Genomic DNA, 25,782 nt, shown 5'->3' with positions numbered 1-25,782 from the left:
AATGATGAATATGCCCGCAATCAAACCCGCCGCCGTCAAGGCGCCGGAACAAGCGAAAACCGCGATCTCGGCCCTGTGGCGTCCGGCGCTGGTGCAAGCTTTCGTCAAGCTCGACCCGCGCCAGCTGGTGCGTTCGCCGGTGATGCTGGTGGTCGAACTGACGGCGATTTTCACCACCGTACTGTGCTTCATCCCGGACAACGTCGTGCCGACTTTCGTCGCCGCGCAGATTGCTCTGTGGCTGTGGTTCACGGTGCTGTTCGCCAACTTCGCCGAGGCCTTGGCCGAGGGGCGCGGCAAGGCCCGCGCCGACAGCCTCAAGGCCGGCAGCGAAGGTCTCAGCGCGCGGCGCAAACTGGCCAATGGCAGCTTTCAGGTGGTGCCTGCCGCCAACCTGCGCAAAGGTGATGTGGTGCGCGTCGAAGCGGGGGAGATGATCCCCGGTGACGGCGAAGTCATCGAAGGGATCGCGGCGGTCAATGAAGCGGCGATTACCGGTGAGTCGGCGCCAGTGATTCGCGAGTCCGGCGGCGATCGCTCGGCGGTCACCGGCAACACGCGCCTGGTGTCCGACTGGTTGCTGGTGAAGATCACCGCCAACCCCGGTGAGTCGACCCTCGACCGCATGATCGCACTGGTCGAAGGCGCCAAACGCCAGAAGACCCCGAACGAAGTCGCGCTGGATATCCTGCTGATCGGCCTGACCCTGATCTTCCTGCTGGTGGTGGTGACCCTGCAACCGTTCGCCCACTTCGCCAACGGCAGCCTGCCGCTGGTGTTCCTGGTGGCGCTGCTGGTCACGCTGATTCCGACCACCATCGGCGGCCTGTTGTCGGCCATCGGTATTGCCGGGATGGATCGTCTGGTACGCCTGAACGTGATCGCCAAGTCCGGTCGCGCCGTGGAAGCGGCCGGTGACGTGCACGTGCTGCTGCTGGACAAGACGGGCACCATCACCTTCGGCAACCGTCGTTGCAGCGCGGTGTATGCCGCGCCGGGCGTGAGTGGTCGCGAGTTGGCCGAAGGTGCGTTGTTCGCCTCGCTGGCGGACGAAACCGCCGAAGGCAAGTCCATCGTCGAATACCTGCGCGGTCTGCACCCGCAATCCGAGCCAGCGCTGGATACCTTGACTGCCGTACCGTTCAGCGCGGAAACCCGCCTGTCCGGTGTCGACTATCAGGGCCGCGTGTACCGCAAGGGCGCCGTGGATTCGCTGCTGGCCTTCCTTGGTCAACAACGCTCCGATCTGGCCCCGGCGCTGTCGCGGGAAATCGACAAGATCGCGCAGAGCGGCGGTACGCCGTTGCTGGTCTGCGCCGACGGCAAACTGCTGGGTGCGATCCACCTCAAGGACGTGGTCAAGCCAGGCATTCGTGAGCGTTTTGCCGAGCTACGCAAACTGGGGATTCGCACCGTGATGGTCACCGGTGACAACCCGTTGACTGCTGCGGCCATCGCGGCGGAAGCGGGCGTCGATGACGTGCTCGCCGAGGCTACTCCGGAGAAGAAACTGGCGCGTATCCGCCATGAACAGAACGACGGCCGTCTGGTCGCCATGTGCGGCGACGGCGCCAACGACGCCCCGGCGCTGGCCCAGGCTGACGTCGGCATGGCGATGAACGACGGCACGCAAGCCGCGCGCGAAGCGGCGAACATGGTCGACCTCGACAGCGACCCGACCAAGCTGCTGGACGTGGTGCAGATCGGCAAGGAATTGCTGGTGACCCGTGGCGCGCTGACGACCTTTTCCATCGCCAACGACGTCGCCAAATACTTCGCGATACTGCCGGCGCTGTTCGCCGCGATTTATCCGCAACTGGGCGTGCTGAACATCATGCACCTGACCAGTCCGCAAAGCGCGATCCTCTCGGCCATCGTGTTCAACGCCCTGATCATCGTGGTGCTGATTCCACTGGCATTGCGGGGCGTGCGCGTGCAGGCGGCGAGCGCCGCGGCATTGCTGCGACGCAATCTGCTGATCTACGGACTGGGCGGGATTCTGGTGCCGTTCGTGGGGATCAAGGCGATCGACATGCTGCTGACGGCGCTGCATCTGGTGTGATCCCTTCGCGAGCAGGCTCGCCCCTACAGTTGCAAATGCGGTCCCCTATGGGAGCCAGTCTGCTGGCGATGAAATCGACTCGGTCCACCTGAATTAACGCGGTATCCGCTTTCTGAATTCGAGGATTTTGCAATGTCCACAATGTTACGTCCGGCCCTGAGCCTGCTGGTGCTGATGACCTTGGTCACCGGTGTGGCCTATCCACTGGTGGTGACCGGCGTTGCCCAGGTCGCCTTTCCTGAACAGGCTAACGGCAGCCTGGTGCACGATGCCGAAGGCAAAGTGCGCGGCTCGTCGCTAATCGCCCAGGATTTCGTCGGTGATGCCTGGTTCCATCCGCGTCCTTCGGCGGGCGCGTTTGCGACCGTGTCCAGCAGTGCCAGCAACCTTGCACCAAGCAATCCGGCGCTGGCCACGCGGGTGATCGACGACGCCAACAAGTTGCAGGTGCCCGGCCAGGGGCCAGTGCCCTTGGCGCTGCTGACCACCTCCGGCAGTGGCCTCGATCCGCACTTGCCACCGGCGGCAATTGCCTATCAACTGGCGCGTGTCGCGCAAGCGCGCAACCTGCCGGTGGCGACCTTGCAGCAACTGCTCGATGCGCACATTGAACAGCCGCTGGTGGGGCCACCGGTGGTGAATGTGCTGGAGCTGAACATGGCGCTGGAAAAGCTGTAATTCGGCGGCGCGGCCATTCGCGAGCAGGCGCGCTCCCACAAGAGCAACACTGAACCTGTGGGAGCGAGCTTGCTCGCGAAGAGGCCACAACTGGCAACACATAAACATCTGACTGAAGAGATCAAGCATGAGCGACTCCGGCCGCGCCGACGCGCTGTTAGCAGACCTGCCACGCGACGGCCGTGGTCGGCTGAAGATTTTCCTCGGCGCCGCTCCCGGCGTCGGCAAAACCTACGCCATGCTCCAGGCCGCACACACGCAATTGCGCCAGGGCGTTAAAGTCATCGCCGGCGTCGTCGAAACCCACGGCCGCGCAGAAACCGAAGCGCTGCTCGGCGGTTTGCCGCAGCAGCCGTTGGTGCGCTCGGAATACCGAGGCGTGATGCTCGAAGAAATGGATCTCGACGGTCTGCTTGCGGCTAAGCCGAAACTGGTACTGGTGGACGAACTGGCGCACACCAACGCCCCGGGCAGTCGTCACGCCAAGCGCTGGCAGGATATTCAGGAACTGCTCGCCGCCGGCATAGACGTCTACACCACGGTCAACGTCCAGCACCTGGAAAGTCTCAACGATCAGGTGCGCGGCATCACCGGTGTGCAGGTGCGCGAAACCCTGCCGGACTGGGTGCTGCAGGAAGCCTACGAACTGCTGCTGATCGACCTGCCACCGCGCGAGCTGCTGGAGCGTCTGCGCGAAGGCAAGGTCTACGTGCCGGAACAGGCGCGGGCAGCAATCGATGCGTTTTTCACCCAGACCAACCTCACCGCGCTGCGTGAACTGGCGATGCAAACGGCGGCCGCGCAGGTTGATAACGATCTTGCGCAAGGCTATCGCCAACTCGGTCAGGCGGCTCCGGCGGTGCGTGGTCGGTTGCTGGTCGGCGTCGATGGCGACGCGCATGCCGAACGCCTGGTGCGTCACGCCAGCCGCGTGGCCCAGCGTCGGCATTTGCCGTGGAGCCTGGTGCATGTCGACAACGGCACGGTGCGCGACGAGCAATCGCGCCTGCGCCTGCAAAACGCCCAGCAACTGGCCGAACGCCTCGGCGGCGAGGTGGTGTTGTTGCGCGCCGGCGAAGTGGCAAAAACCCTGATCCAGCATGCCGCCGAACGCCGTGCGAGTCTGCTGCTGGTCGGCCAGTCGCGGCCGAGTCTGCGCCGTCGTCTGTTCGGTGGTGGGCTCGCCGCGCGTTTGTTGCGCCAGGCCCACGGCCTGGAAATCAACGTCCTCGATAACGACCATGAACACCCGCAGCCGCGTCTGCGGGCGACGCCGACGCTGGTCTGGTTCGACTATCTGTTGGCGCTGGTTGCCACGCTGTTGGCCAGTGCCCTGGCGTGGGCTGTCTCGAGTATTTTGCCGCTGCCGAACATCTCGCTGGTGTTTCTCGCGGCGGTGCTGCTGGTGGCGGTGCGCAGCAGTCTGGGGCCGGCGCTGGCGTGCGCGGCGCTGTCGTTTCTGACCTACGATTTTCTGTTCATTCCGCCGAATTTTTCCTTCGCCATCCAGCGCGAAGAAGACGTTTTGACCTTGCTGTTCTTCCTGCTGATGGCGGCGCTCACCGGTAATCTCGCTGCGCGTCAGCGACGGCAGTTGCAGGCGCTGCGCGACACGCAGGAAGAGACCACCGAGCTGCTCGACCTGTCGCGCAAACTCACGGCGGCGACGGATCGTCAGGCCGTGATCAGCGCTGCCGCGCAGCACCTCAATGGCTGGAGTGATCTGCAATTGTGCCTGCTCAACCGCGACGGTCAGGGCGGCTGGAAAGTCGAGACCGGCGGGCCGCTGGAATTCAGCGAATCCGAACGTGCCGCCGCCGACTGGGCCTGGCAGCACGATCAACCGGCGGGCATGGGCACCGGCACGCTGCCATTCGGTCGCTGGTGGTGGTGGCCGCTGTCGGTGGAAGACGGGCCGCTGGCGCTGCTCGGGGTCTGCGCCAAAGAGGGCCAGACTTTGAGCGGGCAGCGTCGACGCCTGCTCACCGCGTTGAGTCAGCCACTGGCGCAGGCACTGGCCCGGGCGCAGCTGGCGGACGATCTGGAAGCCGCGCGCCTGCACGGCGAAACCGAGCAATTGCGCAGTGCGCTGCTGGCCTCGGTATCCCACGATCTGCGCACGCCGCTGACCGCCATGCGCGGCAGCATCGACAGCTTGCTCGCCCTCGGCGAAGCGATCCCGCTGGAGGATCGCCGCGAGTTGCTCGAAGGCACGCGCGATGAAGCCGAACGCCTCGATCGCTACATCCAGAACCTGCTGGACATGACCCGCCTCGGCCACGGTGCATTGAAGCTCGCGCGCGACTGGGTAGCGCCGGCGGACATCGTCGGCAGCTCGCTCAATCGCCTGCGTGCAGTGCTCGCGCCGTTGCAGGTCAGCACCGATGTGCCGGCCGAGTTGCCGCTGCTGTTCGTGCACGCCGCGCTGATCGAGCAGGCGCTGGTCAATGTGCTGGAAAACGCTGCGCGCTTCTCGCCGCCACACGGTCGTTTGCAACTGAGTGCCGGCGCCAATGACGAAGAGATTTTCTTCTCGGTCAGCGACGAAGGCCCGGGAATTCCCGAGGACGAGCGGGCGAAGATTTTCGACATGTTCTACACCGCCGCCCGTGGTGATCGCGGCGGGCAGGGCACCGGTCTGGGGCTGGCGATCTGTCAGGGCATGGTCGGTGCGCATGGCGGGCGCATCAGCGTCGCCGACGGCATCGACGGCCGCGGCACTTGCATCACCTTGCACCTGCCGTTGCAGGCGCAACCGGGGATGGACCATGAAGCCTGATCGCGACTGCGCTACTCTCTTGCCAATCTTTTGTGTCGATGTGAATTCATGAGCCAGACCGCGACCATTTTGGTCATCGATGATGAACCGCAGATCCGTAAATTCCTGCGCATCAGCCTCGCCTCACAAGGCTACAAAGTGCTCGAGGCCGGCACGGGGGCCGAAGGCCTGGCACAGGCGGCGCTGAACAAGCCCGACTTGCTGGTGCTCGACCTCGGCCTGCCGGACATGGATGGCCAGCAGGTACTGCGCGAGTTTCGCGAGTGGGCCACCGCGCCGGTGCTGGTGCTCTCGGTACGGGCCAGCGAAGGGCAGAAAGTCCAGGCGCTGGATGGCGGCGCCAACGACTACGTGACCAAACCGTTCGGCATTCAGGAGTTTCTCGCCCGGGTCCGCGCGTTGTTGCGTCAGGCACCGGCCGGCGAGGCGCAACAGGCGGCGCTGACGTTCGGCCCGTTGACCGTGGATCTGGCCTATCGGCGGGTGTTGCTCGATGGCGCCGAAGTGGCGCTGACCCGCAAGGAATACGCGGTGCTGGCGCAGCTGGCACGGCATCCGGGGCGGGTGATCACCCAGCAGCAATTGCTCAAGGACATCTGGGGGCCGACGCATACCGAGGACAGTCATTACCTGCGGATTGTCGTTGGGCATTTGCGCCAGAAGCTGGCGGATGATCCGACTCGGCCGCGGTTTATTGTCACTGAAGCTGGCGTTGGGTATCGGCTGATTAGTGATAACAGTCTGTAGGTTTCGGGTTGGCTGAGCTGACGCCTTCGCGGGCAAGCCCGCTCCCACAGTGGACGGTGTGAAATACAAATTTCAATAACTGCGCAGAACCCTGTGGGAGCTGGCTTGCCAGCGATGAGGCCCTGACAGCGAGCCGGGATTTCAACCCTGCTCACTCTCATACCGATCCAGCGTATCCCGCGCAATTTCCCGCCCCAACGCGATCAGTTCCGGCGCTTTGTAGAATTCGAAAAACCGGCACACGCGCTTCGGCACGTTGATCAGGATGTCCGGCGGATAGCCGGCGATCTTGTACTGCGCCAACGAGGTCTGCATCACCTCGAAACTCTGGTTGATCAAGTCCAGCAGTGACGCCGGTCCGACGTTGTCGATGATGAACGAACCGGTGGCGGATTTCGGCGCGCCTTCGCGCTCGGGGGCCGCTGCCGGTTGCTGACTTTCCGGTTCGCTGCCTTCCAGCCACGGGTTGATGTCCGCCGCCTCCGCACGCAGGGCTTCCTGTTCAAGCAGCAGCAATTGCTCGGCCTGTTTGCGGCGGAACGGCATCTTCGAACCCAGCGAGCTGAGCAGGCTGTCAAAGCGCGAACGAAAGGCTGGCGGGCGCTGAATTACCGGCAATTTGTAATGCCGCTGGTTGGTGGCGTTGAGGTTGACCGCGATGATCAGGTCGCAGTGGCTGGACACCACCGGCACAATCGGCAACGGGTTGAGAATGCCGCCGTCCACCAGCATCCGATTGCCCTGCATCACCGGCGTGAACAGGCTGGGGATCGCCGCCGAGGCGCGCATCGCCTGATGCAGGCAGCCTTCCTGAAACCAGATTTCCTGCTGGTTGGTCAGGTCGGCGGCGACTGCGGTGTAGGGGATGCGCAGGTCTTCGATGTTGATTTCGCCGACGATCTTGCGGATCTGCCCGAAGACCTTTTCGCCGCGAATGGCCCCGAGACGAAAACTCACGTCCACCAGCCGCAGCACGTCCAGATAGTCGAGGGTTTCGATCCAGTTGCGGTACTGATCGAGCTTGCCTGCCGCATAGATTCCTCCGACCACCGCCCCCATCGAACAACCGGCAATGCAGGCAATGTCGTAACCGCGTCTTTCGATCTCTTCGATGACTCCGATATGGGCATAACCCCGGGCGCCACCGGAGCCCAGCACCAGTGCGACACGCTTTTTCATCAAGCTTCCTCCCCGACAAGGCTTCACAATGCACCCATCCGGGGGCGGGCGACAATCGTCAGGGTCGTTCGGGGCCGCAGGCGCGTCGTTTTTCGCTACGGCGTGACCACTCGGCGCTATGCTTTGGTCACCGCAGATTCATGGGGCGCCAAGGCACTTTTCCCGCGCCGTAACGTCTTACCTGCACGACTGTTGACCTATTTTGAGGTGTGAGTGATGAAAGCCTGGATCTGTGTGCCGTTGATTGCGCTGGCATTGGCCGGTTGCGCTGGCAAGACTGCTTATCGTGACAGCTGTGGCAGTCAGCTCGATGCGGCGTGGCATGAACTGGACCTGGCCAAGGCCGAAGGTTTTGCCGGCACGGTCAGTTACTCCAAGGCGCTGTCGTTGCTGACGGCGGCCAAGACTCAACAGCAATTCGAAGGCTTCGAAGGCTGCAGCAAAAAGGCCGAGAAAGCCCGTTTCTATATTCGCGAATCCCGCGCCGGACGCTAAGCTGCTGACTTGACGCAAGGATGCGCCTGCCTTCTGACGGCAGACTCATCCTTCAAGCCATGTGAATCAGGAGCAAGTGATGTCTGCGTTGGTTGACCGGTTGGTGGCTCATGTCCTGAGTCTGGAAGTGCGTTTGCTGGCCTGTCAGGCGCGTTTGACTGCGCGTACCGACCCCGAGGCGCTGCATGACTTGCGCACTACGGTACGGCGCTTGCGCAGCCTGCTTCGGCCTTTGCGCGGTTTGCCCGGGGTCGAGCAACTGGAAGGTGCGGCATCCGCGGTGGGGCAGTTGACCACGCCGTGGCGCGACCGCGAGGTGCTGGCGGCGTACCTGCTCAAGCATGATCAACCGCAAGCGGCGCAGCGGCGCATGGCGCAAATGGACGAAGCCTATCCAGCGTTGGCAGCCAGCGCCGAAGTGGCTTCGCTGCTGATCATCCTCGACGCTTTCCCGCGATTTTTGCGTGCCTCCGAGCGTCAGGGTCTGCTCAAGGGGCTGGGCAAACGCATCGAAAAACGCCTGCACAAACAATGGAAAAAACTCGACGAGGCCCTGCACGATCCGGCCCATGACCGGCATCGTCTGCGCTTGCTGATCAAGCGCGTGCGGTATGGCATCGAAGCCTATCCGGAACTGGATCGCCTGCCTGAGCCGGCGCTGAAGCGGCTGAAGTCGGCGCAGGGTGCGCTGGGCGACTGGCACGATTGCTGGCAGTGGCTGGCGCGGGCCGAGCAGGAAAGCGATCTGCAACCCTGCGTCGCGACCTGGCAGGCCGGCCTGATCAAGGCTGAAGCCAAGGCCGATCGCGTTCTGGAAAAACTCAGTTCAGCCTGCTTCAAATAACCTCGATATTACCCGGCCCCTGTAGGAGCTGCCGAAGGCTGCGATCTTTTGATTTTAAAAAACAAAGATCGCAGCCTTCGGCAGCGCCTGCAGGGGGTTTTGTTTGAATGGGAAATCGGGGTAAGGCCTTTCTGTCAGTCCATTTGACCGGAATAGACGCTGCGACGCTCTGCCATGCTGGTTAAGATCGCTGCATTCCTTTTTCGCTTGCCGAGGTTGTCATGCGCTTTTCCGATCTGCTCGAGGCGGTTCGTCGCCAGCCAGAAGTGACCATTCCCGCCGAATGGGGTCAGGGCCGGGCCAGTTTTGGCGGCCTGGTCGCGGCGCTGCAATACGAAACCATGCGCGCGAAAGTGCCGGCCGAGCGCCCGGTGCGTTCGTTGGCGATCACCTTTGTCGGCCCGGTTGAGCCGGACGTACCGGTGCGTTTCGAAGTCGATGTGCTGCGTGAAGGCAAAGCAGTCAGCCAAGTGCTGGGCCGTGCCCTGCAGAACGGTCAGGTGGTCACGATTGTGCAAGGCAGCTTTGGTGCCTCGCGACCTTCGGAAGTCGCGGTGGCAGCCTATCCGGCAGCCGAGATGAAGCACTGGGACGATTGCCAGGAGTTGCCCTATATCAAAGGCGTGACCCCGGAGTTCATGCGGCATCTGGCGATGCGCTGGAGTGTCGGCGGCATGCCGTTCACTGGCAATAAATCGCGGCAGATGGGCGGTTGGGTGCGCTTGCGTGGAGACGTTAAGGAAGAACCGGTCAATGAAGCGCATCTGCTGGCGCTGGTGGATGCCTGGCCTCCGGCACTGTTGCCGTATCTGAAGAAACCGGCGCCGGGCAGCACGTTGACCTGGACCATTGAATTCGTGCAGCCGTTACGCGACTTGAGCACCCTGGACTGGTGCAAATACCTGGCGGATATCGAGTACGCGGCTGATGGTTACGGCCATGTGGCCGCCAAGCTGTGGAGCTCGGAGGGGGAGTTGATCGCCATGAGTCGCCAGACCGTGACGATTTTTGCCTGAGTCACTCAGTGCCGACGATGGCGCTCCCGCCAGGCGCGCCACCAGCCGCCACTGAGGAAAAACCGTGGAAAGGTCAGGAACTGCTCGACCAGCAAGCGCGACACGGCATCTTTGCGATCACTGAACGGCTCGGAGGCTTGCGCCTCCAGGCTGTGGCCATGGCGCTGCAAACCCAGCGCCGCGACAATCCCGATTACGCCGATGGCGACACTGGCCAGGCTCAGGCTGAACACTCCGGACACGATCAACAGAAATGCGACGATGAACAACGGCACGGCGATCAGGTGCAACACCAGATTGGTCGGGTGCTGGTGATTGTTCGGGTACGCGCGCCATTGCCACGCGGGAAGGTTGGGATGACGTTTGCCCATGTTGACTACTCCTCGATCCATGTTGAACACATGCTTGAAGAATAGGCCGGGGCGGGTGGGGCGGCGAATCAAGGTTGGCTATTGGCATCATAGTAATGGTGAACAAAAAAAGATCGCAGCCTTCGGCAGCTCCTACATTGAAATGCGTATACCTGTAGGAGCTGCCGAAGGCTGCGATCTTTTGATCTTCAGAGTTTCAACTGCCCGATTGCCTTGTTGAGCTCCCCGGCCAACGTCGCCAACTCATTACTGGTGGTCGCCGAATCCACGGTCTGCTGCACGGTGTTTTCGGTCACATCACGAATGCTCACCACTGCCCGATTCATCTCTTCCGCCACTTGGCTCTGCTGCTCGGCCGCCACCGCAATCTGCGTGTTGCTCTCGCGCATCTGCGCCACGGCGCCAGTGATTTCCGCCAGCGCCTCGCCAGCCTCCTGTGCCTGCTGCACGCAGTCGTCGGCCTTGTACGAACTCTCCTGCATGAAGTCCACCGCATCGCGGGTGCCGGCCTGCAGCGCCGAGACCATGGTGGTGATTTCATCGGTGGAGGTCTGCACGCGTTTCGCCAGGTTGCGCACCTCATCGGCGACTACCGCAAAACCGCGGCCCATCTCGCCGGCACGGGCTGCTTCGATGGCGGCGTTCAGCGCCAGCAGGTTGGTTTGCTCGGCGATGCTGTGAATCACGCTGACCACGCCGTTGATCTTCTGGCTGTCTTCGGCCAGGCGCTGGATCATTTCGGCGGTCTGCTGCACGCCGCTGGAGAGTCCGGCAATCGATTGCTGTACGCGACTGACCACTTGCTGACCGCTGCCGGCCAGACCATCGGCGGTCTGCGACAGATCGCGGGTGGCGCCGGCGTGCTGGGCGATGTGATAAACCGTGGCGGTCATCTCGTTGATTGCGGTGGCGGCCTGATCGGTTTCGCTCTGTTGGCCGAGCATGCCGTGGCGCACTTCGTTCATGCTCGCCGCCAGACGCGCGGCGCCGACGTCGAGTTGCCGCGCGGTGTTGGCGACGGTGGTGACCACGCGTTGATAACCGGCCTGCATCGCGTTGAACGCATTGGCCATCTGCCCGACTTCGTCCTTGCACGCCAGCGGCACGCGAGCCGAGAGGTCACCGCTTTTCTCCACATGCAGCATCACGTCTTTCAATGTGTTGAGTTGGCTGAGCAGGAAGCGGATCAGCAGTTGCGAAGCGCCGAGCATGGCCAGCATCAGGATGAACACTGCCACCGCGTAGTTGGCAAAACGTTCACTGAACACTTGCGCCAGGCTTGGACCATAGGCAATGACTGCCACCTGCTGGCCGTCGGCACGGCTGAACACTTCGGCGCCCATTAACGGGTTATTGCCGAACAATGGCAGGTGATTGATTTCGTTCCAGCCGTTGTTGTCACTGATCTCCAGCACCGGCTGATCGTTGAGGCGCGGCGCTTCCCCGCGTTTGAAGGTCAGAATCTGATCAGCCTTGGGCAATGCCTGCCCGGCCGGCCAGGCCTTGAGCAATTGTGCCTGGGCCTGGGCGGAGGCCTGCGCCGCGTGGCTGCGCGCCTGCTGTTCCAGTTGCACGGCGTACAGCACCAGCAACAGAGTGGTGACGAAAGCGACCGCGTTGACCGCCCAGAATTTGTATTTCAGCGAGATATTGCTAAGCCAGGCACCCATGGAGGTCTTCTCTGATAGCGGAAACAGTTTTGGCAAGGTGCCAGCATTGTGCCGCCATGCAGATCTGAAGATCTTGATACATATCAAAAGAACACATTCCCCCTGTGGGAGCGAGCCTGCTCGCGAAGAGGGCGTGTCAGCCAACACCCATGCCATCTGAACCACGGCTTTCGCGAGCAGGCTCGCTCCCACAGGAGAATTTCGGTGTGTCAGGGAAGGGCGGGAAGGTTGAAAAACGCACGGGCACACGCGGTGGTGTGCGCCGCCAGGTCTTCCTCGCTCTCGCCTCGGTGCAGCGCCACTTCGCGCAATACTTCGGTCAGATACGCCGGCTCATTGCGACCGTTCTTCGGCTTTGGCCGCAGGGTGCGGGGCAGCAGGTACGGCGCGTCGCTTTCGAGCATCAGTCGTCCGCGTTTGATCTCCTTGACCAGCGAGTGCAGGTGCGTGCCGCGGCGCTCGTCGCAGATCCAGCCGGTGATGCCGATGTGCAGGTCCAGATCCAGGTAACTGAACAAGGCTTTCTGCTCGCCGGTAAAGCAGTGCACCACAGCGGCGGGCAGTTGATCACGAAAGTCCCGGAGGATTTCCAGCAGACGCTGACTGGCATCGCGTTCGTGGAGAAACACCGGCAATTGCAGTTCTACCGCCAGCGCCAGATGTTCTTCGAGGACTTTTTCCTGTTGCGGGCGCGGCGAGAAATCACGGTTGAAATCCAGCCCGCATTCACCCACGGCGACCACGTTTGGCTCGTGCAGCAGACTGCGCAACCGGCGCGCGCTGTCAGCATTCCAGTCACTGGCCGAATGCGGGTGAATGCCGGCGGTGGCGAACAGCTGTTGGCCACCGTCATCCAGTTGCCGGCATAGCTCCAGCGCCTGTTCGCTACCTTCGACGCTGGTACCGGTCAGTACCAGTTGGCAGACCCCGGCGGCGTAGGCGCGGTCGAGCACGGCCTGATGTTTTTCAGCAAAACCGGGGTTGGTCAGGTTGACGCCGATATCGATGAGTTGCATGGTTCTACCTCGGGCCGAAGGCCGGAAAGCATACCAGAGCTGTAGATTTATAAGAAAAGCCAAGAACTACAAAGAGTTATAGCTGTCTTTTGATGCCGTGACAGAGCCCGGGTTGGCGGATAAGCCATCACTGTGCCAGTCTCTCGCACTTTGCCAGCGCTCCAGGCGCTCTGTTTTCGTCGGCGATTTCGACCGTTCAGCGGTTAAAAAACGCCCCGTATTCTTTCCGGAGAGTGGATGCATCGTCCCTCGGTTTTGCTCCTGTTGTGTGCGTCGCTGCTACTGCCGATAACGGCGGTTGCGCGCTTGCCCGGGCCACAGCAAGCCGTGCCGGCCGCCAAGGTCCGCGACCTGTCGGAGATACGCAGCAGCCGCGTACTGCGAGTGCTGGTCAACCAGAGTCGCAACAGCTCCGGAGAAGTCCAGGGCCAGGCCATCGGGGTCGAATACCATCGCCTGCGCGCCTTCGAGCAATACCTCAATGGCCACGCCCGCGACGGCCAGGAAGTCACTCTCAAGATCATTCCCAAAGCCAAGGATCAACTGCTCGGCGCGTTGCAACGCGGCGAAGGCGACCTGGTGGCGCCCGGCGAGCTGCTTGATCTGCAGCCGGGCCACGCGGTGGCCAGCAGTGAGCCGATCGCCAGCAACGTGCCGCTGGTACTGGTCGGCATCAAGGGCGAGCGTCGTTACACCAAGGTCGAGCAGCTTTCCGGCAAGACCCTGGCCTTGCCCACCGGCAGTGCGGCGGGGGACGCGGTTAGCCAGCTCAATCAGAAACTGGCGCTGCACAAACTGGCACCGATCAAGATCGAATGGGTCGATCCGACGCTGGCGGTCGAGGACGTGCTGGAGATGGTGCAGGGCGGAATCTTCCACCTGACTATCGTTGAGCAACCGATCGCCGAGCGCTGGGGCAAGATCCTGCCCAAGCTGCGTTTTGACCGGCAATTGATGATCAGTGAACCGGGTGAGGAGTACTGGTTCGTGCGTCGTGATGCCTCGATGCTGCGGGCGAGCATTGATCGCTTCCTCGGCGGCTACAAGAAACCGGCGAACGAGGATGCCGAATTTTTGCGGATCTATCGGCGCCTCTACCAAGTGCACTATCCGTTGGCCAAGGCTGACCGTCAGCGTCTGGAAAAACTGCGCCCGACGCTGCAAAAACACGCCGATGCGCAGAACATGGACTGGCTGAACCTGGCGGCGCTGGCCTTCAAGGAGTCGGCCCTGCAACCCGACGCCCGCAGCGGCAGCGGCCCGACCGGGTTGATGCAGATCACCCCGTCCGCGGCGCAGCGGGTCGGTGTGAACAACATCCAGAATCTCGATGCGAATGTGCAGGCCGGGGCCAAGTATCTGGCGATGATCCGTCGCAAGTTTTTCAACAGTCCGAAACTCAATGAGCGCGAGCGCATGGCGTTCACCCTGGCCGCTTACAACATCGGTCCGGAACGGGTGCAAGGCATGCGCGCCGAGGCTCGGCGGCGCGGGCTGAATCCCAACCAGTGGTTTTTTCAGGTCGAGCGCATCGCCATGGAGCAGGTGGGCATGGGCCCCGTCAGCTATGTTAATAGCGTGAACAAGTACTACCTGGCGTTCGACCGGGAGCGGGAGTCACTGGAGCCCCGGGAACAGAAAGTCGCCTCACGTAAATGATCAAATAATTTGATTGTTATGGCGGAATAATTGCGCTTTTAACATGAATTTAACTGATTAATATAGCGGCCAATCCCAACACACTTCTCGCAAAACAAGGAATGCCCCATGAGCTCACTGATCAACAAGGTTCTGTTCACCCGCGCCGGTTACGGCCTGACCATTCTGCGTATCGCGGTCGGCGTGATCTTCGCCGCCCACGGTTCGCAAAAACTCTTTGGTCTGTTTGGCGGTTACGGTCTGGCAGGCACCGCGCAGTACATGGACAGCATCGGTCTGCACCCGGGTTACCTGATGGCCACATTGGCCGGCGGTACTGAGTTTTTTGCCGGTCTGGCGTTGATCATCGGCCTGCTGGTGCGCCCGGCGGCGCTGGGCCTGACCTTCCTGTCGCTGGTGGCGATCTTCACCGTGCACATCAGCAATGGTCTGTTCATGGCCAACAACGGTTACGAGTTTGCCCTGGCGCTGCTCGGTGGCAGCCTCGCGGTGATGATCGAGGGCGCCGGCAAGCTGTCGGTGGATCGCGCCATCGCCGGTTGAGCGCTCTGGATCAAGCAAAAGGCCCGCATTGTGCGGGCCTTTTTTTGTTGTGGCTGATTCTTGACACTCATCGGTCACGTTCTCTAGGATGTTGCACATGCGCCGATTTAAACAGCTACTTGCGGGGCGCCAGGTGACTCAGACAGTTGCCGTCAGAAGCCGGAACAGGGCTTCGAAATACCGCTAAAGCGCTGGTTCGGTGTTGCCTCTCACCTGCCATGCAGACTTTTGAGGCAGAGACACGACACGATGAATGCACTACGCCCTCCAGCACGTCCCGCGCCGATCACGGCACATATCACCCAACGCAATCCAAAAATCCTGCTTGGCGGCAAACACCAGCCGACGCTGTTGCGTTATCTGGATGGCTGGCCACGTCGCAGCGGCGGTCCTGCCGCGTTCCTGATCCAGTTCGTTGAAGACGGCGAGTCGCTGGCGCGCTTTGCCAGTGACAGTTTTGACCTCGCCGTGATTCAGGCGCCGAGCGCTGAAGACGCCCCAGAAATGATCAAGCAACTGACCCGCGTTGCGCGGCAGGGACTGATCACGCGCCGCTGAGCGTTACGGATACTCGATCGCCACGATATAGACAAACTGCTCACCGGTTGGCGTCTGCACCCGAACCTCGGCGTCCAGCGCCTTGCCGATCAAGGCACGAGCCAGCGGTGAGTCAATGCTGATCAGACCCAGTTTCAGATCCAGTTCATCCGGGCCGACGATACGGTAGCGCGACTGCTTGCCGTCTTCGTCCTCGATGGTCACCCAGGCACCGAAGTACACCTTGTTCGGATCGCTGGGTTTTTCGCTGACGACCTTCAGTGCTTCGAGTCGCTTGGTGAGAAAACGCACGCGGCTGTCGATCTCGCGCAGCATTTTCTTGCCGTAGGTGTACTCGGCGTTTTCCGAACGATCACCCTGCGCCGCTGCCTCGCTGACTGCCTGCGTCACTTGCGGGCGGCGCACATGCCACAGTTCATGGAATTCGGCGCGCATCCGCGCTTCACCTTCAGGGGTGATCAGCGCGGTGCCGGCGGTGCGGGGAGGGCGATAACGACTCATGGCAACTTCTTCTGGTGACGAAGGCTGGAGTCTATCAACCCTCGCGCAAGACTGTCAGCGGACTCGCATTCAGTGCTCGACGCGTGCCGAACACCCCGGCACCGCCAATCAGTGCGGCGCCAATCAATGGCAGCACCAGCAGCCATGGATGCGGATGCCATGGCAGATCGAAGGCAAAGCGATACAACACCAGACTCACCACTTCCGAACCGATGGCCGCCAGCAAACCGCTGACCGCGCCGAGCAGACCGAACTCGATACGCCGCGCCTTGACCAGCAACTGCCGTTGCGCGCCCAGTGCGCGTAACAACGCGCCTTGGCGAATGCGCTCGTCCAGCGTGGCCTGCAAGCCAGAGAACAGCACCGCCATCCCCGCCGCCAGCACAAACAACAATACATACTCCACCGCCAGGGTGACCTGGGCGAGGATGCTGCGCAGTTGTTCCAGCAGAGCTTCGACCTGAAGGATGGTCACCGCCGGGAATGCCCGTGACAGCTCGACAATCTGCTGATCGTGACCAGGTGCCAGATAGAAACTGGTCAGGTAAGTCGCCGGCAGATCCCTCAGGGTGCCGGGCTGGAAGATCATGAAGAAGTTCGGCTGAAAGTTGTCCCAATTGATTTCGCGCAGACTGGTGACCCTGGCTTCACGATTGACCCCGCCCACGCTGAACACCATGCGATCGCCGAGTTTGAGCTTGAGGCTTTCGGCGACTTTGCCTTCCACCGACACGCCCGGTATGTCCTCCGAGGGTTGCCCGGTCCACCACACACCGGCGGTGAGCGTGTTGCCGGCCGGCAAGTCGGCGGCCCAGGTCAGGCTCAAGTCGCGTTGCACTGCACGGTCGCCGGCGGAATCCTTGCTGACGATCTGCTGCACCGGTTCGCCGTTGATGCTGATCAGCCGTCCTGGCACCACTGGGTACAACGGTGCCGCTTGAGCCGAGACTTTGATCAGGTGGTCGGTGAAGGCCTGTTTATCCGCGGGCAGGATGTTCAGGGCAAAGTAATTCGGTGCGTTTTTCGGCAACTGGTTTTGCCAGGTGTCGAGCAGCTCGCCGCGAAGCAGAGCGATCAATGCCATCGACAACAGGATCAGACCGAACGCCAGCGCTTGCCCGGCCGCCGCCAGCGGATGACGCAACAACTGCCCCAGACCGAGGCGCCACGGCAGCGGCGCACGGGCGAGCATCCGTCGCAGGCTGTTGAGCAGCAACAACAGCAAACCACCCAATACCAGCGCCGCGATTACACCGCCGCCCAGCAGGGCGAAAGTCAGCAACAGATCCAGACTCAGGCGCCACATGATCAGACCCAGTGCGCCCAGTGCCGCGCCATAGACCATCCAGGTACTCGACGGAATCGGCAGCATGTCACGGCGCAGCACGCGCAGTGGAGGCACCCGACCCAGCGCGGCAAGCGGTGGCAGGGCGAAACCGGCCAGTGCGACCAGTCCCGTACCGATGCCGGCCATTGCCGGAAACAGGCCGCCCGGCGGGACATCTGCCGGCAGCAGATCATGCAGCAGGGCAAACAGCCCCAGTTGTGCCAGCCAGCCAAGCACCGCACCACTGAGGGCGGCGAACAGACCCAGTACGCTCAGTTGAATACTGAACAACAGCATGGTTTCTCGACGCGACAAACCGAGGCAGCGCAGCAAGGCACTGGCGTCGAAGCGACGACTGGCAAAGCGGTTTGCAGACAGCGCCACGGCCACGCCGGCCAGCAGGACCGCGACCAGACTCGCCATGTTCAGGTAGCGCTCGGCCTTGCCCAGTGCGCCGCCAATCTGCCGGTTGCCGTCGCGCGCATCCTGAATGCGCTGATTGGCGGCCAGGCCCGGTTTGAGCAATTGCCGATAGGTTTCCAGCGCCTGCGGTTCGCCGCGCCACAGCTCGCGGTAGCTGACGCGGCTGCCGGGCTGTACCACGCCGGTGGCGGCAAGGTCGTCGAGGTTGATCATCACCCGAGGCGTCAAGCTGTAGAAATTGCCGGCGCGATCCGGTTCGTAGGTCAGCACGCGGGTCAGTTTCAGCGTTTTCATGCCGACGTCGATGCTGTCGCCGATTTTCAGATCCAGGGCGGTCAGCAAACGTGCCTCGACCCACGCTTCACCGGGTTGCGGTTCGCCGCCGGTTGTCTCGGCGGCAAACGGCGCCGGGGCACTTTTCAGTTCGCCGCGCAGTGGATAAGCGCGGTCGACGGCTTTGATGCTCGATAACTGAATGCCGTTGTCGGTGGCGACGACACTGGAAAACTCCACGACCCGTGCATGATTCAAACGCAGCTCGGTGCCGCTGCGAATCTGTTCGTCGCGGGCCGGCGAACTGCCTTCAAGGACCAGGTCGGCGCCAAGGAACTCGGTGGCGCGCAGCATCATCGCGCCGTTGAGACGGGCGCCGAAGTAGCCGATGGCGGTACTCGCGGCCACCGCCACCAGCAGGGCGAAGAACAACACGCGAAGTTCGCCGGCGCGAGCATCGCGCAGCAATTGGCGAAGGGCGAGACTGAACAGACGCAAGAGCGGCAGACGTGCCATCAAGGCTCCAGAGGGGCGACCAGCAGCCCGGCTTCAAGTCGAATCAGGCGCCGGCAGCGATGGGCCAGGCGTTCGTCGTGGGTCACCAGTACCAGCGTGGTGCCGCGTTCCTTGTTCAGTTCGAACAGCAAGTCGCTGATGCGCTCGCCGGTGTGGCTGTCGAGGTTGCCGGTGGGTTCGTCGGCGAACAGCACGTCGGGCTCGGCAGCGAAGGCGCGGGCAATCGCCACGCGCTGCTGTTCGCCGCCGGAGAGCTGGCGCGGCGAGTGCGTCAGGCGCTGGCCGAGGCCGACGCGCTGCAACAATTCAGTGGCGCGCTCACGGGCGTCCTTGCGGCCATCGAGTTCCAGCGGCAGCATGACGTTTTCCAGGGCGTTGAGGCTGTCGAGCAACTGGAACGACTGAAAGACGAAGCCTACGTGCTCGGCACGGATGCGCGCGCGCTGGTCCTCGTCGAGACTGCTCAGGCCCTGGCCGGCGAGAATGACTTCGCCGCTGCTCGGCAAATCGAGACCGGCGAGCAGGCCGAGCAGGGTGGATTTGCCGGAACCGGACGCGCCGACGATGGCCAGGCTGTCGCCCTGGTTCAGTTCCAGGCTGAGTTCGTGCAGGATAGTCAGTTCACCTTCCGCGCTGGGAACCACTTTGCTGAGGTTCTTCGCGGTGAGAATGCTTGCGCCCATGGAGAATCCGATGCGTGTGTGGTTTTTGAGTGCTGGCCTGGCCTTGATGTGCATGGCCCAGAACGCAGCGGCGGGTACTGTCCTGATCGTTGGCGATAGTATCAGCGCCGGTTTCGGACTGGATACCCGCCTGGGGTGGGTATCGCTGCTCGAGCAACGGCTCAAGGCTGAAGGTTTTGACGACAAAGTGGTCAACGCCTCTATCAGCGGTGACACCAGTGCCGGAGGCCAGGCGCGCCTGCCGGCGCTGCTTGCAGAGCATAAGCCGGAACTGGTGATCCTCGAACTGGGCGGCAATGACGGCCTGCGCGGAATGCCGCCAACGCAATTGCAACAAAACCTTGCGGCAATGATCGACCGCTCGCGCCAGACCGGTGCCAAGGTGCTCCTGCTCGGCATGCAATTGCCGCCCAACTACGGCAAGCGTTACACCGATGCCTTTGCCGAGGTCTACGGCAAACTTGCAGACGAGAAAAACATCCCGCTGGTGCCGTTCTTCCTCGAAGGCGTGGGCGGGCATCCCGAGCTGATGCAGGCCGATGGTCTGCACCCGGCAGTCGGGGCTCAGGGCAAGTTGCTGGAAAATGTCTGGCCGACGCTAAAACCGCTGTTATGAGGCTTTTCTAGTGGCAGGCTTTCGGCTAATGTGGCGCCCCCTTATTTGGAGCCCCCGATGCCGCGTCCTGCCTGGTCCCTGTTTGCCTACCAACTGATCGAGCCTGACGAACAGCTGGATCTGTTCGCCTGCCAGGAAGTGCGGGTGCATCTGGTGACCCGTCAGCTCGAACTCGGTGGCTCGGCCGACCGCACGTTGTGCGGCAGTCTGTTGCCGGCGCAACCGCGCTGGTCGAGTGTGGATCGCCGGGTGTTCCAGGATCAGCGACTGTGTTCGTTGTGCCGGGCGATTCTCGAGTCACAAAAACGCGGCACCTCGCCGATCTGGCCTGAGTTGCGTTTCGAGCTCTAGGACCAACAGATCGCAGTCTGCGGCAGCGCCTGCATGAAGACTTCTGGCTGCCCATCGGCGCATCTCCCCGAATTCCCGAGGCGCGGTGTACAATCGCGCCCTTATACCCCTTGTTGATCATGCGAAGGATTTTCCGGATGTTGCCGCGCTTTCCTGCCGTCACCCGCTGCCTGTCACTTGCCGCCCTGTGTGTGGCCGGTCCCGTTGCTGCATTGGAGTTTCCCCTGCCACCGCCTGGTGAGGACATCATCGGCCAGGTGCAGGTGATCAAGGCCAAGTACGAAGACACTTTCGCTGACCTGGGAACCAAGTACGACCTGGGCTATTCGGAAATGGTCGCGGCCAACCCGGGTGTCGATGCCTGGCTGCCGGGCGCGGGTACTGAAATCGTTCTGCCGACTCGGTTCATTCTGCCGCCGGGGCCGCGCGAGGGTATCGTGATCAACCTCGCCGAATACCGTCTCTACTACTACCCGAAAGGCCGGAACGTGGTGTACACCTTCCCGCTGGGTATCGGCCGTGAAGGGTGGGGTTCGCCAATCGCGCATACCTCGATCACCGCCAAGACGCCGAACCCGACCTGGACCCCTCCTGCGTCGATCAAGGCCGAGCACGCTGCCGATGGTGATCCGCTGCCGAACGTGGTGCCGGCCGGTCCTGACAATCCGTTGGGCCCGTTCAAGTTCACCCTGGGCACTCCGGGCTACCTGATCCACGGCTCGAACAAGAAGTTCGGCATCGGCATGCGCACCAGCCACGGCTGCTTCCGCATGTTCAACAACAACGTGCTGGAAATGGCGGCCATGGTGCCGGTCGGCACTTCGGTGCGTATCCTCAATGACGCGTACAAGTTCGGCAGCAGTGGCGGCAAGGTCTATCTGGAAGCGCACACGCCAATCGACGACAAGGGCAATCCGTCGGTAGTCGACAAGCACACCGCGGTGATCAACGCGATGCTCAAGCGCGAAGACGTGACCAACAATCTGCGCGTGAACTGGGATGTGGTGCGTGATGTGGTGGCGGCTGAAGACGGTCTGCCAACCGAAATCGGCACGCCGAACACCTCGGCACCGATTGTCTCGAGTGCGCCGATCGACCTGCAGCAATAAGCTCGATTAAGACCCGCCGATGCGAGAAGCGTCGGCGGGTTTTTTATTGTCCGGACAAAAGCTGCAGGCACAAAAAAGCCGACCCAGAAACTGGGTCGGCTTGATAACAATCCCGAGGGATTATTACTTGCGGCTAGCTTTGTCCAGCATACGCAGAGCACGCTCGTTAGCTTCGTCAGCAGTCTGTTGTGCTTTTTGAGCAGCAGCCAGAGCTTCATCAGCTTTACGGTATGCTTCGTCTGCACGAGCCTGGGCGCGAGCAGCTGCGTCTTCAGTAGCGGTCAGACGTGCTTCGGTTTCTTTCGATGCGCTGCTGCAACCGGTAGCCAGAACTGCGGCCAGAGCCAGAGCAGAGAATTTCAGAACGTTGTTCATCGTGTTCCCCTTCAAGGACTTTCAATTAAGTGGCTTTCTCCTCCGATTGAGGAAATAGCCGGCGTACATACTACCCATTACTTGTAGTAAGTAAACTGACGTAGCGCAAGAAGCAAAAAAAATTGTAGGCGTTGATTCTTTTTCGAGCAACTTTTAACGGGGCTGATTAAAAAATATCCAGCTGCAAGCCCCTGCCTGAGCGAGTTAATGAGAAAAAGTTCCCGCTGTCACGTGCTGTTTTCGGCGTCTCGCACCAAGTCTGCCTAGATGAATTCGTCTACACTTTTGTTCCGATTTTGCATGACGCCTCACATATCTTTGTCGCTCTTGAGGTGACTTTAAAGAAGAGCCTGCGTCTTAAGTCTCGACATCCGGCAATGTTCAGGTGAGCGCCTCGGGATATGTTCCCCGCGCCTGCCACTACGCCCATCGGAGTTATCCGTACAACCTGCACGATGACGAGCGCACCTTGAGCATTTTTGCCAATGGTGCCTACTATTTATCACGTGCTCGGTTGCGCGAGATCGGTGTGGCTTTTCTCGGTGTCCATCAGGCACGGGGTGGCGTAGATGTTCCTTCGCCGGAAAAACATCGGTAAGGTAGGGGTCAGAATTCAAGACCCGCGAGGAGTAGTGATGAGCGAGGCGTTGTCCATCCACCATGACCAGGCTGGTCATCAGTTCGAGACCAATGTGGACGGTCATCGTGCCTACCTGACCTATATGGATCTGGGGAAACAGACCCTGGATATCTACCGCACCTTCGTGCCCAACGCCCTGCGCGGTCGAGGCATCGCGGCAGCGCTGACCGAAAGCGCGCTGCAGTACGCCGAGGAAATGGGCTACACGGTGATTCCGTCGTGCTCTTACGTCGAGCGCTATATGGAGCGCCATCAGAAGCGCGCGGCGAAAATCTGATTACCCCTACACACAAAAACGCCGGGCAATGCCCGGCGTTTTTTTATGCCTGCGAAACGCTGATCAGCTGCGCTGACGCTTCGGCAGCACATCCTTGAGCTTGGCGTGCATGCTGCGCAGGGTGTTCTCGGTGGCGGACCAGTCGATGCAGGCATCGGTGATCGACACGCCGTATTGCAGGTCGGCGAGGTCTTTCGGGATGGCCTGACAGCCCCAGTTCAGATGGCTCTCGACCATCAGGCCGATGATCGACTGGTTGCCTTCGAGGATCTGGTTGGCGACGTTCTCCATCACCAGCGGTTGCAGGGCCGGGTCCTTGTTGGAGTTGGCGTGGCTGCAATCGACCATGATGTTCGGCTTGATCTTCGCCTTGTTCAGCGCCTGCTCGCACAGGGCGACGCTGACCGAATCGTAGTTCGGCTTGCCGTTGCCACCACGCAGCACCACGTGACCGTAGGCGTTGCCCTTGGTGGTGACGATCGACACGCCACCTTCCTGGTTGATACCGAGGAAACGGTGCGGGCTGGAAACCGACTGCAGGGCGTTGATCGCCACGGTCAGGCCGCCATCGGTGCCGTTCTTGAAGCCGACAGCCGAAGACAGGCCGGAAGCCATTTCACGGTGGGTCTGGGATTCGGTGGTACGCGCGCCGATGGCCGACCAACTGATCAGGTCCTGCAGGTACTGCGGGGAGATCGGGTCGAGGGCTTCGGTGGCGGTCGGCAGGCCTTTCTCGGCCAGGTCCAGCAGCAACTGGCGACCAATGTGCAGGCCGTCCTGAATCTTGAACGAGTCATCCAGGTACGGATCGTTGATCAGGCCTTTCCAGCCGACGGTGGTCCGTGGCTTCTCGAAATACACACGCATGACCAGGTACAGGGTGTCGGAGACTTCCTCCGCCAGCACCTTGAGGCGGTCGGCGTACTCGTGGGCAGCCTTGATATCGTGGATCGAGCACGGGCCGATCACTACGAACAGACGGTGGTCGGTGCCATCAAGAATGTTGCGAATGACTTCGCGGCCCTTGGTGACGGTGCGCAGGGCAGCGTCGCTCAGAGGGATATCACGCTTGAGCTGATCGGGAGTGATCAGGGTCTCGTTAGAGGCGACGTTTAGGTCGTTGATCGGTAAATCAGCCATCGTTTACTCGTCAGGTCACGGGTGCCGGCCGCCAGCGATCCCCGCGCGGCGGAGCACAGCAGATTTAAGCGCGTCGGGGAGCCGAACCTTAGCGCGTCAGACGCGGCTCGACAATGGGCAAGCGCCGCTTTAATCCAGTACTGGCTGGGCAAAAGCCTTGCGCACGCTGTCGTGGGAGAACTCGTTGGCGTGTTGTTCGACCCATTGCAGGGCCAGCGCCTGAATATCCTGCAAGTCGTCATGGGCCTCGTTCATGCGGCAATAGCGTTCGATCTGGCACACCTGCTCGCCCATCCGGGCGCTGAACAACGTCTGCTCATCAGTGAACGCGATCCCCACCAGATAGCCCTTTTTGCGTCGCAGGCACCACGCCACATAGCCCGGAAAACAGAGGTCGGCATTGAGCGTCGGCAGACGCACTTCAAGGGCGGTGCCGTGGCGCCAGGCGCGGTGATAATTGCAAGCGATCCCGCCGAGGCTGATAGTGTGCAGCTGTTGCCTGGAAATACACTCGGGCTTGAGCAAGGTTAATTCAACCGGCACTTCGTCCGGATGAGGAATGAAACGTCCCATGAGCACAGACTCCCTGTGTCGGCCATTTGACATTGTTTCCCCCAGTATAGTGGTCGAATCCGAGCTGACCGATTTCGACGCCGACCAGCGGCTGCTGGCGATGAGCGGTGTTTCGCTGGTGATTTTCACCAGTGTCGGCTGTTCCAGTTGCCGCTATGCCAGAGAAGTGTTGCCCGGGTTCGCGCTGGCGGTCGATCGCCTGTGCTGGATTGATGCCGGCAATAACGGTGGGCTGGTGGAGCGCTATCAGGTCTTTCATTTGCCGGCGCTGTTTGTGGTGCGCGACGGCGAGTTCTTTGGGGCATTGCACACGCGCCTGACCGCCGCTGCGCTGAACGCGGCAGTGGCGCAGGCGCTGGGTCGAATTGCAGAGGAGTTGCCATAGATGGTGGGAGCAGACAGCAAACCGGTGATCGGGATTATCGGCACCGGCGCAATTGGCGGGTTTTACGGTTTGATGCTGGCGCGGGCCGGTTTCGATGTGCACTTTTTACTGCGCAGTGAGTTTTCAGCGGTGGCCGAGCGGGGGTTGCAAGTGGACAGTGCCGTGCATGGCACGCTGACACTGAACCCGGTGCAAGCGTATGCCAAGGCCGAGGACATGCCGGCCTGCGACTGGTTGCTGGTCGGCGCCAAGACCACCAGCAGCGCGGGTCTGGCCCCGGCGATCATTGCCGCGGCCAGGCCCGGCGCGAAAGTGCTGGTGCTGCAGAACGGTCTGGACGTCGAAGACAGCTTGCGTGAGCTGCTGCCCGACTCCCTGCATCTGCTCGGCGGTCTGTGCCTGATCTGCGTGCATCGCGAAGGCCCGGGGCACATCACCCATCAGGCCTTGGGGGCGGTGAACGTCGGCTATCACAGCGGCCCGGCGATGGGGGATGCGGCGCGCATGGCGCTCGTTGAAGAGGGCGCCAGTCTGTTCCGTGCCGCGGGCATCGATTCGCAGGCAATGGCCAATCTGCAACAGGCGCGCTGGCAGAAACTGGTGTGGAATATTCCCTACAACGGTCTCTCGGTGCTGCTCGGCGCCGGCACCACGCCGCTGATGGCCGACGCTGACAGTCGCGCGTTGATTCAGGCATTGATGGCTGAAGTCGTGCAGGGCGCCAAGGCCTGCGGTCACGACATGCCGCCCGCTTACGCCGAGTACCTGTTCACAATGACCGAGAAAATGCCCGACTACTGGCCGAGCATGTACCACGATTTTCTGCACAAACGGCCGCTGGAGCTGGAAGCGATTTACGCCCGGCCATTGGCCGCCGCCAAGGCGGCAGGATGTGAATTGCCACGAATCGAAGCGTTGTATCGCACGCTGGGTTTCATCGACCGACGCAACACCTGAGTCGGTTTTTTGCGGGAGT

Annotated in this window: 26 protein-coding genes; 16 read left to right on the top strand and 10 right to left on the bottom strand. The window is 61.7% G+C overall.

The window, feature by feature from the left end:
• Positions 1 to 4: 4 nt before the first annotated feature.
• The 4 genes from kdpB to AC193Q_RS11735 all read left to right on the top strand — a co-directional run bounded on the left by kdpB (position 5) and on the right by AC193Q_RS11735 (position 6,266).
• Positions 5 to 2,062, top strand: coding sequence for a potassium-transporting ATPase subunit KdpB (kdpB, locus tag AC193Q_RS11750; RefSeq protein WP_086794265.1), 2,058 nt, complete (start codon positions 5 to 7; stop codon positions 2,060 to 2,062).
• A 132-nt stretch (positions 2,063 to 2,194) separates the two neighbouring features.
• Complete coding sequence (kdpC, locus tag AC193Q_RS11745; protein ID WP_121186531.1) at positions 2,195 to 2,740, top strand: potassium-transporting ATPase subunit KdpC; 546 nt, start codon at positions 2,195 to 2,197, stop codon at positions 2,738 to 2,740.
• Between the two features lie 127 nt (positions 2,741 to 2,867).
• A complete protein-coding gene (locus tag AC193Q_RS11740) occupies positions 2,868 to 5,519 on the top strand; it encodes a sensor histidine kinase (protein ID WP_121186529.1) in 2,652 nt (883 codons plus the stop codon).
• A gap of 48 nt (positions 5,520 to 5,567) precedes the next feature.
• Positions 5,568 to 6,266, top strand: a complete 699-nt coding sequence (locus tag AC193Q_RS11735) for a response regulator (RefSeq protein ID WP_121186527.1) — start codon at positions 5,568 to 5,570, stop codon at positions 6,264 to 6,266.
• A gap of 141 nt (positions 6,267 to 6,407) precedes the next feature.
• Here the strand turns inward: AC193Q_RS11735 and AC193Q_RS11730 are convergent, their stop codons facing one another.
• Complete coding sequence (locus AC193Q_RS11730; protein ID WP_047295500.1) at positions 6,408 to 7,445, bottom strand: patatin-like phospholipase family protein; 1,038 nt, start codon at positions 7,443 to 7,445, stop codon at positions 6,408 to 6,410.
• Positions 7,446 to 7,661: 216 nt separating this feature from the next.
• Between AC193Q_RS11730 and AC193Q_RS11725 the strand changes: the two genes are divergently transcribed.
• The 3 genes from AC193Q_RS11725 to AC193Q_RS11715 all read left to right on the top strand — a co-directional run bounded on the left by AC193Q_RS11725 (position 7,662) and on the right by AC193Q_RS11715 (position 9,800).
• Positions 7,662 to 7,940 carry a hypothetical protein gene (locus tag AC193Q_RS11725; protein ID WP_041069470.1) on the top strand — a complete coding sequence of 93 codons (279 nt, stop codon included), beginning with the start codon at positions 7,662 to 7,664 and terminating at the stop codon, positions 7,938 to 7,940.
• 79 nt (positions 7,941 to 8,019) lie between these two features.
• Positions 8,020 to 8,784, top strand: coding sequence for a CHAD domain-containing protein (locus tag AC193Q_RS11720; RefSeq protein WP_121186525.1), 765 nt, complete (start codon positions 8,020 to 8,022; stop codon positions 8,782 to 8,784).
• A gap of 221 nt (positions 8,785 to 9,005) precedes the next feature.
• Entirely contained in the window at positions 9,006 to 9,800 is a 795-nt protein-coding gene (locus AC193Q_RS11715; protein ID WP_047295496.1) for an acyl-CoA thioesterase, read from the top strand.
• 5 nt (positions 9,801 to 9,805) lie between these two features.
• Here the strand turns inward: AC193Q_RS11715 and AC193Q_RS11710 are convergent, their stop codons facing one another.
• From AC193Q_RS11710 to AC193Q_RS11700, 3 genes are all read right to left on the bottom strand, one after another.
• Positions 9,806 to 10,171 (bottom strand): Mpo1-like protein, encoded by a 366-nt coding sequence (locus AC193Q_RS11710; RefSeq protein WP_047295495.1) that lies wholly within the window; start codon positions 10,169 to 10,171, stop codon positions 9,806 to 9,808.
• A 188-nt stretch (positions 10,172 to 10,359) separates the two neighbouring features.
• Positions 10,360 to 11,841, bottom strand: a complete 1,482-nt coding sequence (locus AC193Q_RS11705; RefSeq protein ID WP_095668649.1) for a methyl-accepting chemotaxis protein — start codon at positions 11,839 to 11,841, stop codon at positions 10,360 to 10,362.
• 209 nt (positions 11,842 to 12,050) lie between these two features.
• Positions 12,051 to 12,857 (bottom strand): TatD family hydrolase, encoded by an 807-nt coding sequence (locus AC193Q_RS11700; RefSeq protein WP_047295491.1) that lies wholly within the window; start codon positions 12,855 to 12,857, stop codon positions 12,051 to 12,053.
• 237 nt (positions 12,858 to 13,094) lie between these two features.
• Here AC193Q_RS11700 and AC193Q_RS11695 point away from each other — a divergent pair, with 237 nt between their 5' ends.
• The 3 genes from AC193Q_RS11695 (at position 13,095) to AC193Q_RS11685 (ending at position 15,617) form a co-directional block, all read left to right on the top strand.
• Positions 13,095 to 14,516: an MltF family protein gene (locus AC193Q_RS11695; RefSeq protein ID WP_483879555.1), complete on the top strand. Its 1,422-nt coding sequence runs from the start codon at positions 13,095 to 13,097 to the stop codon at positions 14,514 to 14,516.
• A 108-nt stretch (positions 14,517 to 14,624) separates the two neighbouring features.
• Positions 14,625 to 15,059: a DoxX family protein gene (locus AC193Q_RS11690; protein WP_007964771.1), complete on the top strand. Its 435-nt coding sequence runs from the start codon at positions 14,625 to 14,627 to the stop codon at positions 15,057 to 15,059.
• Positions 15,060 to 15,308: 249 nt separating this feature from the next.
• Positions 15,309 to 15,617: a hypothetical protein gene (locus tag AC193Q_RS11685; RefSeq protein WP_003226820.1), complete on the top strand. Its 309-nt coding sequence runs from the start codon at positions 15,309 to 15,311 to the stop codon at positions 15,615 to 15,617.
• Between the two features lie 3 nt (positions 15,618 to 15,620).
• Here AC193Q_RS11685 and greB read toward each other — a convergent pair whose 3' ends face one another.
• From greB to AC193Q_RS11670, 3 genes are read right to left on the bottom strand one after another with little or no spacing between them, the layout of a single operon-like run.
• Positions 15,621 to 16,118, bottom strand: coding sequence for a transcription elongation factor GreB (gene greB, locus AC193Q_RS11680; protein ID WP_016770885.1), 498 nt, complete (start codon positions 16,116 to 16,118; stop codon positions 15,621 to 15,623).
• Between the two features lie 34 nt (positions 16,119 to 16,152).
• Positions 16,153 to 18,657 (bottom strand): ABC transporter permease, encoded by a 2,505-nt coding sequence (locus AC193Q_RS11675; protein ID WP_239777827.1) that lies wholly within the window; start codon positions 18,655 to 18,657, stop codon positions 16,153 to 16,155.
• Positions 18,657 to 19,340 carry an ABC transporter ATP-binding protein gene (locus AC193Q_RS11670; RefSeq protein ID WP_041069503.1) on the bottom strand — a complete coding sequence of 228 codons (684 nt, stop codon included), beginning with the start codon at positions 19,338 to 19,340 and terminating at the stop codon, positions 18,657 to 18,659. Before AC193Q_RS11670 ends, AC193Q_RS11675 begins: the two co-directional genes overlap by 1 nt.
• Positions 19,341 to 19,350: 10 nt before the next feature.
• On the opposite strand from AC193Q_RS11670, the gene AC193Q_RS11665 reads away from it, so the two are divergent.
• The 3 genes from AC193Q_RS11665 to AC193Q_RS11655 all read left to right on the top strand — a co-directional run bounded on the left by AC193Q_RS11665 (position 19,351) and on the right by AC193Q_RS11655 (position 21,416).
• On the top strand, positions 19,351 to 19,956 hold the full coding sequence (locus AC193Q_RS11665; protein ID WP_047295484.1) for an arylesterase: 606 nt from the start codon (positions 19,351 to 19,353) through the stop codon (positions 19,954 to 19,956).
• 57 nt (positions 19,957 to 20,013) lie between these two features.
• Positions 20,014 to 20,307 (top strand): hypothetical protein, encoded by a 294-nt coding sequence (locus AC193Q_RS11660; RefSeq protein ID WP_003226812.1) that lies wholly within the window; start codon positions 20,014 to 20,016, stop codon positions 20,305 to 20,307.
• 137 nt (positions 20,308 to 20,444) lie between these two features.
• Positions 20,445 to 21,416 carry a L,D-transpeptidase family protein gene (locus tag AC193Q_RS11655; protein ID WP_041069516.1) on the top strand — a complete coding sequence of 324 codons (972 nt, stop codon included), beginning with the start codon at positions 20,445 to 20,447 and terminating at the stop codon, positions 21,414 to 21,416.
• A 123-nt stretch (positions 21,417 to 21,539) separates the two neighbouring features.
• Here the strand turns inward: AC193Q_RS11655 and oprI are convergent, their stop codons facing one another.
• On the bottom strand, positions 21,540 to 21,791 hold the full coding sequence (oprI, locus tag AC193Q_RS11650) for an outer membrane lipoprotei OprI (RefSeq protein WP_025113130.1): 252 nt from the start codon (positions 21,789 to 21,791) through the stop codon (positions 21,540 to 21,542).
• 635 nt (positions 21,792 to 22,426) lie between these two features.
• On the opposite strand from oprI, the gene AC193Q_RS11645 reads away from it, so the two are divergent.
• Positions 22,427 to 22,708: a GNAT family N-acetyltransferase gene (locus AC193Q_RS11645; RefSeq protein WP_025113131.1), complete on the top strand. Its 282-nt coding sequence runs from the start codon at positions 22,427 to 22,429 to the stop codon at positions 22,706 to 22,708.
• Between the two features lie 63 nt (positions 22,709 to 22,771).
• Here the strand turns inward: AC193Q_RS11645 and AC193Q_RS11640 are convergent, their stop codons facing one another.
• Both AC193Q_RS11640 and AC193Q_RS11635 read right to left on the bottom strand, forming a co-directional pair.
• On the bottom strand, positions 22,772 to 23,848 hold the full coding sequence (locus tag AC193Q_RS11640) for a 3-deoxy-7-phosphoheptulonate synthase (RefSeq protein WP_003226802.1): 1,077 nt from the start codon (positions 23,846 to 23,848) through the stop codon (positions 22,772 to 22,774).
• A gap of 129 nt (positions 23,849 to 23,977) precedes the next feature.
• Complete coding sequence (locus AC193Q_RS11635; protein WP_041069521.1) at positions 23,978 to 24,421, bottom strand: PilZ domain-containing protein; 444 nt, start codon at positions 24,419 to 24,421, stop codon at positions 23,978 to 23,980.
• On the opposite strand from AC193Q_RS11635, the gene AC193Q_RS11630 reads away from it, so the two are divergent.
• Both AC193Q_RS11630 and AC193Q_RS11625 read left to right on the top strand, forming a co-directional pair.
• On the top strand, positions 24,420 to 24,806 hold the full coding sequence (locus AC193Q_RS11630; RefSeq protein WP_047295481.1) for a thioredoxin family protein: 387 nt from the start codon (positions 24,420 to 24,422) through the stop codon (positions 24,804 to 24,806). The two genes, AC193Q_RS11635 and AC193Q_RS11630, sit on opposite strands and share 2 nt — an antisense overlap.
• On the top strand, positions 24,807 to 25,763 hold the full coding sequence (locus tag AC193Q_RS11625) for a putative 2-dehydropantoate 2-reductase (protein ID WP_121186521.1): 957 nt from the start codon (positions 24,807 to 24,809) through the stop codon (positions 25,761 to 25,763). It begins immediately after the preceding gene.
• Positions 25,764 to 25,782 lie beyond the last annotated feature (19 nt).

Source organism: Pseudomonas sp. F2 (assembly GCF_057174385.1).
Note: the sequence above shows the minus strand (reverse complement) of the source record. Positions and strands in the feature narration are given on the sequence as shown.

What these genes read in the sequence shown, in the direction of transcription:
- kdpB (WP_086794265.1), top strand. Translation starts at nt 5, where the DNA reads ATGAATATGCCCGCAATCAAACCCGCCGCCGTCAAGGCGCCGGAACAA.
- kdpC (WP_121186531.1), top strand. Translation starts at nt 2,195, where the DNA reads ATGTCCACAATGTTACGTCCGGCCCTGAGCCTGCTGGTGCTGATGACC.
- AC193Q_RS11740 (WP_121186529.1), top strand. Translation starts at nt 2,868, where the DNA reads ATGAGCGACTCCGGCCGCGCCGACGCGCTGTTAGCAGACCTGCCACGC.
- AC193Q_RS11735 (WP_121186527.1), top strand. Translation starts at nt 5,568, where the DNA reads ATGAGCCAGACCGCGACCATTTTGGTCATCGATGATGAACCGCAGATC.
- AC193Q_RS11730 (WP_047295500.1), bottom strand. Translation starts at nt 7,445, where the DNA reads ATGAAAAAGCGTGTCGCACTGGTGCTGGGCTCCGGTGGCGCCCGGGGT.
- AC193Q_RS11725 (WP_041069470.1), top strand. Translation starts at nt 7,662, where the DNA reads ATGAAAGCCTGGATCTGTGTGCCGTTGATTGCGCTGGCATTGGCCGGT.
- AC193Q_RS11720 (WP_121186525.1), top strand. Translation starts at nt 8,020, where the DNA reads ATGTCTGCGTTGGTTGACCGGTTGGTGGCTCATGTCCTGAGTCTGGAA.
- AC193Q_RS11715 (WP_047295496.1), top strand. Translation starts at nt 9,006, where the DNA reads ATGCGCTTTTCCGATCTGCTCGAGGCGGTTCGTCGCCAGCCAGAAGTG.
- AC193Q_RS11710 (WP_047295495.1), bottom strand. Translation starts at nt 10,171, where the DNA reads ATGGGCAAACGTCATCCCAACCTTCCCGCGTGGCAATGGCGCGCGTAC.
- AC193Q_RS11705 (WP_095668649.1), bottom strand. Translation starts at nt 11,841, where the DNA reads ATGGGTGCCTGGCTTAGCAATATCTCGCTGAAATACAAATTCTGGGCG.
- AC193Q_RS11700 (WP_047295491.1), bottom strand. Translation starts at nt 12,857, where the DNA reads ATGCAACTCATCGATATCGGCGTCAACCTGACCAACCCCGGTTTTGCT.
- AC193Q_RS11695 (WP_483879555.1), top strand. Translation starts at nt 13,095, where the DNA reads ATGCATCGTCCCTCGGTTTTGCTCCTGTTGTGTGCGTCGCTGCTACTG.
- AC193Q_RS11690 (WP_007964771.1), top strand. Translation starts at nt 14,625, where the DNA reads ATGAGCTCACTGATCAACAAGGTTCTGTTCACCCGCGCCGGTTACGGC.
- AC193Q_RS11685 (WP_003226820.1), top strand. Translation starts at nt 15,309, where the DNA reads ATGAATGCACTACGCCCTCCAGCACGTCCCGCGCCGATCACGGCACAT.
- greB (WP_016770885.1), bottom strand. Translation starts at nt 16,118, where the DNA reads ATGAGTCGTTATCGCCCTCCCCGCACCGCCGGCACCGCGCTGATCACC.
- AC193Q_RS11675 (WP_239777827.1), bottom strand. Translation starts at nt 18,657, where the DNA reads ATGGCACGTCTGCCGCTCTTGCGTCTGTTCAGTCTCGCCCTTCGCCAA.
- AC193Q_RS11670 (WP_041069503.1), bottom strand. Translation starts at nt 19,340, where the DNA reads ATGGGCGCAAGCATTCTCACCGCGAAGAACCTCAGCAAAGTGGTTCCC.
- AC193Q_RS11665 (WP_047295484.1), top strand. Translation starts at nt 19,351, where the DNA reads ATGCGTGTGTGGTTTTTGAGTGCTGGCCTGGCCTTGATGTGCATGGCC.
- AC193Q_RS11660 (WP_003226812.1), top strand. Translation starts at nt 20,014, where the DNA reads ATGCCGCGTCCTGCCTGGTCCCTGTTTGCCTACCAACTGATCGAGCCT.
- AC193Q_RS11655 (WP_041069516.1), top strand. Translation starts at nt 20,445, where the DNA reads ATGTTGCCGCGCTTTCCTGCCGTCACCCGCTGCCTGTCACTTGCCGCC.
- oprI (WP_025113130.1), bottom strand. Translation starts at nt 21,791, where the DNA reads ATGAACAACGTTCTGAAATTCTCTGCTCTGGCTCTGGCCGCAGTTCTG.
- AC193Q_RS11645 (WP_025113131.1), top strand. Translation starts at nt 22,427, where the DNA reads ATGAGCGAGGCGTTGTCCATCCACCATGACCAGGCTGGTCATCAGTTC.
- AC193Q_RS11640 (WP_003226802.1), bottom strand. Translation starts at nt 23,848, where the DNA reads ATGGCTGATTTACCGATCAACGACCTAAACGTCGCCTCTAACGAGACC.
- AC193Q_RS11630 (WP_047295481.1), top strand. Translation starts at nt 24,420, where the DNA reads ATGAGCACAGACTCCCTGTGTCGGCCATTTGACATTGTTTCCCCCAGT.
- AC193Q_RS11635 (WP_041069521.1), bottom strand. Translation starts at nt 24,421, where the DNA reads ATGGGACGTTTCATTCCTCATCCGGACGAAGTGCCGGTTGAATTAACC.
- AC193Q_RS11625 (WP_121186521.1), top strand. Translation starts at nt 24,807, where the DNA reads ATGGTGGGAGCAGACAGCAAACCGGTGATCGGGATTATCGGCACCGGC.